At 71.4% G+C, this 11,263-nt stretch carries 13 protein-coding genes; 7 read left to right on the top strand and 6 right to left on the bottom strand.

Translation table 11 applies throughout. From position 1 onward, the window contains the following. Positions 1–142: 142 nt before the first annotated feature. Complete coding sequence (locus tag ACFU99_RS17875; RefSeq protein ID WP_384392606.1) at positions 143–832, bottom strand: heme oxygenase (biliverdin-producing); 690 nt, start codon at positions 830–832, stop codon at positions 143–145. Between the two features lie 113 nt (positions 833–945). Beyond that, a complete protein-coding gene (gene map, locus ACFU99_RS17880) occupies positions 946–1,803 on the bottom strand; it encodes a type I methionyl aminopeptidase (protein ID WP_384392609.1) in 858 nt (285 codons plus the stop codon). Between the two features lie 78 nt (positions 1,804–1,881). Here map and ACFU99_RS17885 point away from each other — a divergent pair, with 78 nt between their 5' ends. Continuing rightward, positions 1,882–2,130 (top strand): hypothetical protein, encoded by a 249-nt coding sequence (locus ACFU99_RS17885; protein ID WP_384392612.1) that lies wholly within the window; start codon positions 1,882–1,884, stop codon positions 2,128–2,130. 21 nt (positions 2,131–2,151) lie between these two features. On the opposite strand, the gene ACFU99_RS17890 is transcribed toward ACFU99_RS17885, so the two are convergent. Next, positions 2,152–3,378 (bottom strand): MBL fold metallo-hydrolase, encoded by a 1,227-nt coding sequence (locus tag ACFU99_RS17890; RefSeq protein ID WP_384392615.1) that lies wholly within the window; start codon positions 3,376–3,378, stop codon positions 2,152–2,154. Between the two features lie 241 nt (positions 3,379–3,619). Beyond that, a complete protein-coding gene (locus ACFU99_RS17895; protein WP_384392618.1) occupies positions 3,620–4,231 on the bottom strand; it encodes a hypothetical protein in 612 nt (203 codons plus the stop codon). Between the two features lie 242 nt (positions 4,232–4,473). Here ACFU99_RS17895 and ACFU99_RS17900 point away from each other — a divergent pair, with 242 nt between their 5' ends. From ACFU99_RS17900 to npdG, 5 genes are read left to right on the top strand one after another with little or no spacing between them, the layout of a single operon-like run. Continuing rightward, positions 4,474–5,562 (top strand): exo-alpha-sialidase, encoded by a 1,089-nt coding sequence (locus tag ACFU99_RS17900; RefSeq protein WP_384392621.1) that lies wholly within the window; start codon positions 4,474–4,476, stop codon positions 5,560–5,562. Beyond that, positions 5,559–6,884, top strand: coding sequence for an ABC transporter substrate-binding protein (locus tag ACFU99_RS17905; protein WP_384392623.1), 1,326 nt, complete (start codon positions 5,559–5,561; stop codon positions 6,882–6,884). The genes ACFU99_RS17900 and ACFU99_RS17905 overlap by 4 nt, the downstream gene beginning before the upstream one ends. Further along, complete coding sequence (locus tag ACFU99_RS17910; RefSeq protein WP_384392626.1) at positions 6,881–7,792, top strand: carbohydrate ABC transporter permease; 912 nt, start codon at positions 6,881–6,883, stop codon at positions 7,790–7,792. The genes ACFU99_RS17905 and ACFU99_RS17910 overlap by 4 nt, the downstream gene beginning before the upstream one ends. Further along, positions 7,789–8,634 carry a carbohydrate ABC transporter permease gene (locus ACFU99_RS17915; protein WP_384392630.1) on the top strand — a complete coding sequence of 282 codons (846 nt, stop codon included), beginning with the start codon at positions 7,789–7,791 and terminating at the stop codon, positions 8,632–8,634. Before ACFU99_RS17910 ends, ACFU99_RS17915 begins: the two co-directional genes overlap by 4 nt. Positions 8,635–8,647: 13 nt before the next feature. Further along, positions 8,648–9,352: an NADPH-dependent F420 reductase gene (npdG, locus tag ACFU99_RS17920; RefSeq protein WP_384392633.1), complete on the top strand. Its 705-nt coding sequence runs from the start codon at positions 8,648–8,650 to the stop codon at positions 9,350–9,352. Between the two features lie 84 nt (positions 9,353–9,436). Here the strand turns inward: npdG and ACFU99_RS17925 are convergent, their stop codons facing one another. After that, positions 9,437–9,856 carry a DUF1348 family protein gene (locus ACFU99_RS17925; RefSeq protein ID WP_384392635.1) on the bottom strand — a complete coding sequence of 140 codons (420 nt, stop codon included), beginning with the start codon at positions 9,854–9,856 and terminating at the stop codon, positions 9,437–9,439. A 152-nt stretch (positions 9,857–10,008) separates the two neighbouring features. On the opposite strand from ACFU99_RS17925, the gene ACFU99_RS17930 reads away from it, so the two are divergent. Beyond that, complete coding sequence (locus ACFU99_RS17930) at positions 10,009–10,263, top strand: hypothetical protein (protein WP_384392637.1); 255 nt, start codon at positions 10,009–10,011, stop codon at positions 10,261–10,263. Between the two features lie 21 nt (positions 10,264–10,284). Here the strand turns inward: ACFU99_RS17930 and ACFU99_RS17935 are convergent, their stop codons facing one another. Next, positions 10,285–11,103: a site-2 protease family protein gene (locus ACFU99_RS17935; RefSeq protein ID WP_384392638.1), complete on the bottom strand. Its 819-nt coding sequence runs from the start codon at positions 11,101–11,103 to the stop codon at positions 10,285–10,287. Positions 11,104–11,263: the final 160 nt, after the last annotated feature.

An 11,263-nucleotide genomic window follows, 5' to 3' on the forward strand; every position in this document is an offset into this window, starting at 1 on the left:
TCATCGGTCTGTCTCGGTCTCTCAGGCAAGGCGATAGCCGGACACTCCTCGAGCAGTGGGGTGGCCGCCACGCCCCGCGGCCCCGACGGGCATCCGGCGGGGCCGGCAGCGGTACGTGCGGGGGCGTCCCCTGGGGGACTGGCTAGGCGCTGAGCGGGCCGCTGGCGCCGCCGTCGAATTCCTCGCCCAGTTCCCGGAAGACCGCCGTGTTCAGGGAGAAGGCGCGCTTGCACTCGTCGACCACGCGCTGCTTCTCCAGGTCGTCCAGGGGCAGCGCGTCCAGCAGCTCGCGGTAGCCGCGCTTGAAGGCGGCCGGGTTGCCGATGGCGTCGAAGACGTAGAAGCGCACGCCGTCACCCTTGCGCTCGAAGCCCCAGGTCTTCTCCGCGGTGCCGCGGATGATCTGGCCGCCGGAGAGGTCGCCCAGGTAGCGGGTGTAGTGGTGGGCGACGTAGCCGCCGGGCCAGGCGGCGGCGCAGTGCGCCACGCGCTCGGCGTAGGCAGCGGTCGCGGGCAGCGGGGTGATGTCCGTACGCCAGCCGGGGCCCGCCAGGTGTTCCAGGTCGCGCTCCAGGGCGGCCGTGCGCGACAGCTCCGGCTGGATGAACGGGCCTGCGACCGGGTCGCCGGCCAGGCGCTCGGCGCTGTCCTCCAGGGCGCGGTAGACGAACCACAGCTGCTCCGTGTAGCGCCGGTAGGCGTCCACGCCGAGGCGGCCGCCGAGCATGTCGCTCATGAAGGACGAGTTCTCGGCCTCCGTGTGCTGCTCGTGCGAGGCGTTGCGGATCAGCGTGGAGAACGGAACGGACGACGTGGTGCTGGTGGCGTCCAAGGCGGACCTCCGGGGACCGAGGGGAGCGGGCGGGAACCGATTGTCTCTACTTAGGCTTACCTAAGTCAACCTGTTCCCGACGCCTTGTCGGTAAAAACGTACCCCGTCGCGCGTCAGGGAAGCGTGAGAATCTCGGCTCCCGTCTCCGTGACGACGAGCGTGTGCTCGAACTGCGCCGTCCGCTTCCGGTCCTTCGTGACGACCGTCCAGCCGTCCTCCCACATGTCGTACTCGTACGTGCCGAGCGTCAGCATCGGCTCGATCGTGAAGGTCATCCCCGGCTTGATGTCGGTCGTGTGGTGCGGGCTGTCGTAGTGCGGCACGATCAGGCCGGAGTGGAAGGACGTGTTGATGCCGTGGCCCGTGAAGTCGCGGACCACGCCGTAGCCGAACCGCTTCGCGTACGACTCGATCACCCGGCCGATGATGTTGATCTGGCGGCCCGGCTTGACCGCCTTGATCGCGCGGTTCAGGGACTCGCGGGTGCGCTCCACCAGCAGCCGCGACGCGTCGTCCACCTCGCCGCAGAGATAGGTGGCGTTGTTGTCGCCGTGCACGCCGCCGATGAAGGCCGTGACGTCCAGATTGACGATGTCGCCGTCGCGCAGCACCGTCGAGTCCGGGATGCCGTGGCAGATGACCTCGTTCACCGAGGAGCACAGCGACTTCGGGTAGCCGCGGTAGCCGAGCGTGGACGGGTACGCGCCGTGGTCGCACATGTACTCGTGCGCGACCCGGTCCAGCTCGTCCGTGGTCACGCCGGGCGCGATGTGCTTCGCGGCCTCCTCCATCGCGCGGGCGGCGATACGGCCCGCGATCCGCATCCGCTCGATCGTCTCGGCGTCCTGCACTTCGGGGCCGGTATAGGGGGTGGGGGCCTTCTTCCCGACGTACTCGGGGCGCGGGATCGACGCCGGGACGGGGCGGGCGGGGGAGAGCGTCCCCGGGACAAGAGTTGACTGGCCAGACATGCCAGCGAGTGTATCCAGGGCGCATCGGGCAGCATGGGGGCAAGAACGTACAGCGGGGCTTTACGGGAGGAGCGGTCGATGGCGCTGTTCAAGAGACGCGCGGCCGGCAAGCCGGGGGAGTGGTACTACTGCCTCCAGCACGGCACGGTCGAAGAGGGGCCGGTGTGCCGGGCCGCGGACCGTATGGGGCCGTACGCCACGCGCGACGAGGCCGCCCACGCCATGGAGACCGCGGCGGAGCGCAACCGTGAATGGCAGAGCGACCCCCGCTGGAACGACGACGCCTCCGACGGGCCCGACCAGGGGGCGGGCGGCCGGGGGGCATAAGCTCGCCCCCCGCCGCGTCGGTCAGCTCTTCGGTCGGCCCTTCGGTCGGTTCTTCGCCGAGACCGTGAACCGCATCAGGTCCTGGCCCGTGGTCACCGGCCCGTCATAGGTCCGTTTGACGGTGCGCGTCCACCGCGCGGCGTCGATCGGCCGGTCGTGCTTCTCGCCGATGTGGGACAGGACGAGCCGACGGGCCCCGATCCGCTGGGCGATCCCGCCGACCTGGGAGAGCGCCGTGTGCGAGCGCCTCATGTGCCGGGCCAGGATGCCCGGCCCCTCCATCGACGAGTCGCCCATCGCCTCGTGCACCAGCAGATCGGTGTCACGGGCGAGTTCGACCAGGTTGGGAGTGGGGCGGGTGTCGCCGGAGAAGGTGACCGAGCCGTGCTCGGTGTCGAAGCGGAATGCGAGGGACGGGAAGAGCGGGCCGTGCGGGACGAGGGTCGCGGTGACCTTGACGCGGTCGTCCTCCATGACCGGGAACGGGCGGGTGCGCGGCGCGGGGTCGTGCGCGGTCGCGCCGACGTCGGGCAGGCCGATCTCATGCACGTCCGCCAGGTCCCGCGGGTCCGCGTAGCCTATGTCGCGCATGAAGACGTTGGTGCTGTAGGCGAAGGCGGCGTGGCAGTCCTCGGTGTGCTGCTTCAGGCCGGGCGTCGGGTTCCGCGGCTCGACGGTGCCCGGCGTGGAGCCCCTCTCCTCGAACGGAAGCTCTTCCGCCGACCCCGGACCGCGCACGGTGATCGGATCCCGCGCGTCCGCAGCGGTCAGGAAGAAGTCGTAGTACGACATCAGGTGGTCGGCGTGGAGATGGGTGATGAACATGTGCCGCAGCGCGGAGCGGTCCAGCCCGGCCAGGCCGAACTGCCGGGCGGCGCCGAGCCCCGCGTCCACGAGGTAGACGCGACCGTCCACGACCAGCGCCGACGACGTGCCGGCCCGCTGCGTATCGATCAGCGGACCGGCCCCGGTGCCCAGCAGGACCAGCTCCAGGCCGCGCCGCGGGCCCGGACCGGGGTGCGCGGCGGGGGTGTCGGACGCACCGCTGACTGCGGTCGCCGCCAGGGCCGGCGGCGAGGCCAGCGCCGTGCCGAGTACGGCGCCGCCGCCGACGGCCGACGTCCGCAGCACCTCACGCCGGCCCCAGCGCCGCCGCCCGGCATGGACCGGCCGGTCCTCTCCCGTGTCCTGTACCTGCTCCCGTAGCTGCCCGGAGTTCTCCTCGCCGAGAGGCCCGCAGTCGCACATGGGTAGCACCTTTCATCCGGAAACCGTCAGAACCCCCCTGGCCTCGGAGATCTCCGCCCAGTCCCCGGTCCTCGGAAGACGCAATCACGGCAGAGACGGCCGGGGAAGATCACGGCGAGCAAGGAAAGGGCAAATAGGGAAACAGTAAATGTGCTGCTGAAGGTCCAGGTCGGGCTCCCGGCGCGCGGCACGCGCGCCCCCGGCTACCGCCGGGCGTCGCGCCCCGCCCGGCGGCGCGGCGTCACCAGCGCACCGGCGGCGGCGTCGTCAGCTGGTCGGCCAGGCGCGAGAGGCGGTCGCGGAAGCGGCGGCGGCCGTGGGGGGCCGGGAGGCTGTTCTCGCCGGCGGCGGCGCTGACCAGGTGCTGGACCGTGTCGAGGTCCAGTGATGTGCCGTCGTCCATGGCCGGGACGGCCAGCGCGTCGTGGGCCAGCGACCGCAGATCCGCGTCGCCGCCGTCCAGCGCGAGCACGGTCGTACCGCCCCGGCGCGCGTCGTGCACCCGTTCCAGCAGCGCGGCCTCCGGCCGCTCCGGCGTCACGACGAGCACCGTCTCGCCCCGCCGGGCCGCCGCCAGCCGGCCGAGCCCCACCGAGAGGTGGGACGGCACCCCGCCCGGCACCCGGTGCCGTACGAGCGTGGGGGACAGCTCCGGCAGCCCCGACCACGCCGCCTCGTCGTCGAGGTGCGCGGCGAGGTGCCACGGCTCGTACCCGGCGCTGCCCACGAGCAGCAGCCCGCCGCCGTGCGCGCCGACCGAGGAGCGCAGCGCCCCGGCGAAGCGGCGGGTGGACTGCAACCACTCGGTCCCGGCGAGAACTTCGCGCAGCAGCGCGACCCGTACGGCATCCATGGGGCCGCATCCTGCCCCAGACTCCCGCCCCGAGCCCTTCGGTTGAACTTTCTCACCCGTATGAGTGGACCGGTGGCGGTCGCTCCGGCGACCGGCCCCGTTCATCCCGTGTTCGCACGTCACGGGTACGACCGGGTGACGGGCCCGCGGGGCGCGCCGGTTGCCTTGACGGGGTATCGGCCCCTCCCTATGGTCGCCGCAGGACAAGGGACGTCCTATGTCCGGCTGTTGGGGGATTGCCCATGGCATACGAGACCTCCGTGCCCTTCCGGGCCGGGAGCGAGGGGTACGCGAGTTTCCGGATCCCGGCCGTGGTGGTCTCCGCACAGGAGACCGTGCTCGCCTTCGCCGAGGGCCGGCGCGCCTCGGCCGCCGACTCCGGGGACATCGACATCGTGCTCCGGCGTTCCGGGGACGGCGGGCGCACCTGGGGCCCGCTGCTGGTCGTCAGCGACAACGGCACGGACACCGCCGGAAACCCCGCCCCCGTGGCGCTCCCCGGCGGCCGGGTCCTGCTGCCGCAGGTGCACAACGCCGCCGACGCCACCGAGCAGCGCATCCTGCGCGGCCAGGTATCGGAGGCCGACGGGCGGCGCGTATGGCTTCAGCACAGCGACGACGACGGGCTGACCTGGTCCGCGCCGCGCGAGATCACCGCACAGGCGAAGCGGCCCGGCTGGCGCTGGTACGCCACCACCCCCGGCCACGCCCTGCGGCTGACCCGCGGCGCGCACGCGGGCCGGGTGCTGGTCCCCGCCAACCACACCACCCCGCCGCTCGGCCCCGACAGCGGCGCGGAGCCGCGCTACAACAGCGGGCACAGCATCTACAGCGACGACGACGGCGCGACCTGGCACATCGGCTACCTCGACGAGAACCCCGACGGCTACGTCAACGTGAACGAGACGACCGCCGCCGAACTCCCCGACGGGAGCGTCTACTTCAACACCCGCAACGACGCCGCCTCGCCCGGCCACCGCGCCGACGCCGTCTCCCGCGACGGCGGCGCCACCCTGGAGAAGCCCTTCCGCCCCCAGGCCGGGCTCGTCACGCCCATCGTCCAGGGCAGCGTCCTGCACCTGGGCCACCCCGACGTGCTGCTCTTCTCCGGCCCCGCCGACCCGGCGCACCGCGCGCTGATGACCGTACGGGCCAGCCGTGACTCCGGCCTGACCTGGCGCCCGGCGCACACCGCGAGCGGGCTGCCCGCCGCCTACTCCGACCTGGTGCGGATCGACGCCGACACCGTCGGCCTGCTGTACGAGACGGGCGACTTCAGCGCGTACTCGACCATCACCTTCCGGCGGATTCCCGTGGAGGAGCTGACATGAGCCCGGACGGAGTGGGCCGGCGCGCCGTGCTGGGCTCGGCGGCGTCGGCCGCGGCCCTCGCGCTCGCCGGCTGTGGTTCCGGCGACGGGAAGCCCGCCCGGCCGCAGGACCGCAAGAAGGGCGAGCGGATCACCCTGACCTTCTGGTCCTGGGTGCCCGGCATCGACGGCCCCGTCGACCTGTGGAACCGCACCCACCCCGAAGTGCGGGTCGACGTGGAGAAGGTCTCCGCCGTCGGCGGCGCGCAGTACGCGAAGATGCACGCCGCGATCAAGGCCGGGAACCCGCCGGACCTCGGCCAGATCGAGTACGCGACCGTGCCCAGCTTCCTCCTCGACAACGGCCTCCTGGACCTCGCCGCGTACGGGGCGCGGCGGCACAAGGAGAAGTTCGTCGGCTGGGAGTGGGCGCAGTCCGTCTTCGGCGAATCGGTGTACGCCATTCCGCAGGACTCCGGGCCCATGGGCCTGTTCCTGCGCCACGACCTCCTCGACAAGTGGGACATCGAGCCGCCCGCCACCTGGGACGCGTACGAGGCGGCGGCCAAGGCGGTCCGTAAGAAGGGCGCGTATCTGGAGACGTTCTCGGCGACCAACGGCAACCGCTTCGCCGGGCTCGCCTGGCAGGCCGGGGCCCGCTGGTTCCGTGTGGACGGCGAGCGGTGGACGGTGAGCATCGACGACGACGCCACCCGCCGCGTCGCCGACTTCTGGGGCGGCCTCGTCGCGCGGAAGCTGATCCGCACCATCCCCGACCGGCAGAACGCCTGGTACAAGGACATTCAGACCGGGCAGATCGTCTCCTGGCTCGGTGCGAGCTGGGGCGACGTGCTGCTCGCCGGCAACGCCCCGGCCACCGCCGGGAAGTGGCGCGTCGCGCCGATGCCGCAGTGGAAGAAGGGCGACGCGGCGTACGCGAACTGGGGCGGCTCCACCACCGCGGTCTTCGCCGACACCAAGTACCCCAAGGACGCCCTGGCCTTCGCCCTCTGGCTCAACTCCGACCCCGCGTCCATAAAGCTCCTCATCAAGGGCGGCTACGGCTTCCCCAGCGCCAAGCGCGGCTACAGCACCGCCGACCTGGAGGCCCGCCGCGACTTCTTCGGCGGCCAGCACTACACGGACGTCTTCCAGCGCGCAGCCAAGGGCGTCGACACCAGCTGGCAGTGGGGCCCGGCCACCGACACCCTCTACCAGCGGCTCGGCGACGCCTTCACCGAGGCGCTCGCCGAGGGCGGCTCCTTCCGGTCCGTACTGAAGACGGTGCAGGAGCGGACCGTGGGCGACCTCAAGGACAAGGGCCTCAAGGCGGAAGCGGGTTGAGGCGCGCCACCCGCACCGAGGCCCGCAGCCGCCGCGCCGCGGCCGGCTTCCTGCTGCCCTTCCTCGCCCTCTTCCTGCTCTGCTTCCTCGCGCCCATCGGCTACGCCGTCTACCAGAGCCTGCTGAAGCCGAAGCGGTCCGGGCCGCTCGGCCTCGGCGGCGCCACGCACGAGGTGTGGGCCGGGTTCGCCAACTACACGCACGCCCTCGACGACCCCGCCTTCCTGGAGGGGTTCGGGCGCGTCCTGCTCTTCGGGGCCGTCCAGATCCCCGTGATGATCGTCCTCGCGGCCGGTCTGGCGCTGCTGCTCGACGCCGCCTCCGCCCGCTGGGTCGGCTTCTTCCGCACCGCGTACTTCCTGCCGTACGGGGTGCCCGGCGTCATCGCCTCGATCCTGTGGGGCTTCCTGTACGTACCGGGCATCAGCCCGCTGGTCGAGGTCGCCCACTCGGCGGGCTGGCAGGTCGACTTCCTCGCCCGCGACAGCGTCCTGTGGTCCATCGCCAACATCGTCACCTGGCAGTTCACCGGCTACAACATGCTCGTGCTCATCGCCCAGCTCAAAGCGGTGCCCGTCGAGCTGTACGAGGCCGCGCGCATCGACGGCGCGCACGCCGGGCAGATCGCCTGGCACATCAAGCTGCCGCTGATCCGGCCCGCGCTCGTGCTGGCCACCGTGTTCTCCATCATCGGCACCCTCCAGCTGTTCGCCGAGCCCATGGTGCTGCGCCCGCTCGCGGCCACCATCGACTCCGGTTACACGCCCAACCTGCACGCCTACAACGAGGCGTTCACCAGCAACAACCAGCATGTGGCCGCGGCCGAGGCGGTGCTCCTCGCGCTGGCGGCGTGCGTGCTGTCCTTCGGCTTCCTGCGGCTTGTGGGGCGGGGGAGGGACGGGAAGTGAGCGGACCACCGCTGCGGTACCGCATCGTCACCACCTCCCTGCTGGCGGTGGCCTCCGTCTATTTCCTCGTCCCCGTCTACTGGCTCGTCGTCTCCGCGACCAAGTCCACCGGCGACCTCTTCGGCAGCTTCGGCTTCTGGTTCTCCGACCCGCACCCGATCGCCTATCTGCACCGGGTGCTCACCTATGACGGCGGCGTGTACGTCACCTGGTTCGCCAACTCCCTGCTGTACGCGGGGGTGGGGGCCGTGGCGGCGACGCTCCTGTCCGCGGCCGCCGGGTACGCGCTCGCCAAGTTCGTCTTCCCCGGCCGCGAGACGGTCTTCAACCTGATCCTGGCCGGGGTGCTCATCCCGGGCACCGCGCTCGCCCTGCCGCTGTACCTGCTGTTCAGCGAGATCGGCCTGGCCGACACGTACTGGGCGGTGCTGCTGCCGTCCATGGTCAGCCCGTTCGGCGTCTACCTCTGCCGGATCTACGCGGCGGCGGCCGTGCCCGACTCGCTCCTGGAGGCGGCCCGCATCGACGGGGCGGGCGAGGCGCGCATCTTCACGGTTCTCGGGCTGCGGCTGATGACCCCGGCGCTGATCACCGTCTTCCTCTTCCAGTTCGTGCACATCTGGAACAACTTCTTCCTGCCGCTGGTCATGCTGGCCGACGCGGACCTCTACCCGATCCAGCTCGGCCTGACCTCCTGGCAGGGGTACGCGGACCGGCAGCCGGAGCTCTACCAGTACACGGTGGGCGGCGCGTTCCTGTCCGTGCTGCCGCTGATGGTGCTCATGGGCGTGGGCCAGCGGTACTGGCGAACGGGGCTCACCGAGGGCAGCGTGAAGGCGTGACAGTATCGCTGTCATGACTACTCCTGATGACACGAAGAAGGCGCCCGCCAAGGACCCGTGGGAGCTGCCCGACGTCTCCGGCCTCGTCGTCGGCGTGCTCGGCGGCACGGGCGACCAGGGGCGCGGCCTCGCCTACCGGCTCGCCAAGTCCGGACAGAAGGTGATCATCGGCTCGCGCGCGGCCGAGCGGGCGCGGACGGCCGCCGCCGAGCTGGGGCTGGGCGTCGAGGGCGCGGACAACTCCGAGTGCGCGCGGCGCAGCGACATCGTGATCGTGGCGGTGCCGTGGGACGGCCACGCCAAGACGCTGGAGTCGCTGCGCGAGGAGCTGGCGGGCAAGCTCGTCGTCGACTGCGTCAACCCGCTGGGCTTCGACAAGAAGGGCGCGTACGCCCTGACGCCGGAGGAGGGCAGCGCCGCCCAGCAGGCCGCCGCCCTGCTCCCGGAGTCGCGGGTCACCGCGGCCTTCCACCACCTCTCGGCGGTCCTGCTCTCGGACCCGGAGATCGCGGAGATCGACACCGATGTGATGGTGCTGGGCGAGGAGCGGGCCGACACGGATCTCGTGCAGGCGCTGGCCGCCCGCATCCCCGGCATGCGCGGCGTGTTCGCGGGCCGGCTGCGCAACGCCCACCAGGTCGAGTCGCTCGTCGCCAACCTGATCTCGGTGAACCGCCGTTACAAGGCGCACGCCGGGCTGCGGGTGACGGACGTATAGCTCGGTACGGGCGGGTGGCGCGCGTACGGGCGTAAGGGCCGCCGCCCGCCTTCCCTTCGGGGCCCTTCGGGGGCCTTCGGGGGCTCAGAGCGCGATGCGGCGCTCGTCCTCGGAGATGGCGAGGTCGTTGATGGAGGCGTAGCGGCGGCGCATCAGGCCGCGCTCGTCGAACTCCCAGTTCTCGTTGCCGTAGCTGCGGTACCACTGGCCCTGCGCGTCGTGCCACTCGTACTCGAAGCGGACGGCGATGCGGTCGTCGGTGTAGGCCCACAGCTCCTTGCGGAGGCGGTAGTCCAGCTCGCGCTCCCACTTGGCGCGCAGGAAGCCGACGATCTCCGCGCGGCCGGTCAGGAACACGTCGCGGTTGCGCCATTCGGAGTCCTCCGAGTAGCCGAGGGCGACGCGCTCGGGGTCCCGGCTGTTCCAGGCGTCCTCGGCGGCGCGCACCTTCTGCTGGGCACTCTCCGCGGTGAACGGCGGCAGCGGCGGCCTGGTCTCGCTCATGGTCGGCTCCTTCACTGGGTGGAGTGAGGTGGAGAACGTTCGTTCTCCGGTGGTGGCTAGCCTAGGAGAATGAACGTTCTCCCGCAAGGGCGGGCCGGTGGGCGGCAAGGTGGGAGGAGAGGAGCGGACGCCGCGGCGGGCCCGTACCGGGCATGGGGGACACTGGCAGAGAAACATCGCACCCCGGACAGGAGCCGACCCCCATGCCCCGCCTCGCCCTCTACGCCATCGCCGTATGCGTCCTCGCGGTCGTCGCGGCCGTCGTCTCCTTCGCGAGCGGGAGCTGGGTCGGCGTCGTCTGGATCCTGCTGGCGGGCGTCTCCTCGAACATGGCCTGGTACTACGTGCGCAAGCAGAAGAACGACCGGGCGGCGGAGGAGCGGCAGCGGCAGGCCGCGGCCGGCTGACGGCCGCCCGCCGCCCCGCCGTCAGCTGAAGGTGGCGTACGGGGCCTCCGACAGCGGCGGGATGTCCGGCGTGCCCCGCCAGACCTGGAACAGCTCCCGGCCCCAGTAGGTGTCCCACTCGGAGACGCCCAGGGCCCGCATGAGCGCGTGGATCGCGTCGAAGAACGCCGAGTTCACCTCGGGAATCCACAGGATGGCGAAGACGGCGAGCAGCCCGAACGGCGCCAGCGGCTCCACCTGGCGGCGCACCTTGTACGACAGCCACGGCTCGATCACGCCGTAGCCGTCGAGCCCCGGCATCGGCAGGAAGTTCAAGATCGCCGCCGTCACCTGGAGCAGCGCCAGGAACGCGAGCGCGTACCGGAAATCGTCCGGCACGCCGTCCAGCGCGTCCAGCCAGAACGGCGCGGTGCACACCGCCGCGAACAGCACGTTCGTCAGCGGACCCGCCGCCGAGATCAGACTGTGCCGCCAGCGGCCCCGGATGCGGTGCCGCTCGATGAACACCGCCCCGCCGGGCAGGCCGATGCCGCCCAGGATCACGAAGACCACCGGCAGCACGATGGACAGCATCGCGTGCGTGTACTTCAGCGGGTTCAGGGTCAGATAGCCCTTCGCCCCGATCGAGATGTCCCCGCTGTGCAGGGCGGTCCGGGCGTGCGCGTACTCGTGCAGACAGAGCGACACGATCCAGCCCGAGACGACGAACAGGAACACGGCGACGCCGGGCATCTTCGAGAAACCCGTCCACACCGCCCACCCCGAGACCGCCATGACCGCGACGAGCGCGAGAAAGACGGAACTCACCCGCCGGTCGCCGCGGGTCGCTGTGCTTGCCATACGTGGTGCTCCTGGGGTCGCTGGACCAGCCGGAAAACCCGGCACGTACCGGCGTACGACCGTACCGGCTGAGTCGAAAATCCACCGTCCCGTTCCCGTAGTTGCTGGTCAGGCAGCTCCTTCTGTTTGGAGGGTCACTTGGTAGCCGAGTTGGTTGAGC

The sequence above is a fragment of the Streptomyces sp. NPDC057654 genome (assembly GCF_042800135.1).
In the GTDB taxonomy this organism is placed as follows: Bacteria; Actinomycetota; Actinomycetes; order Streptomycetales; family Streptomycetaceae; genus Streptomyces.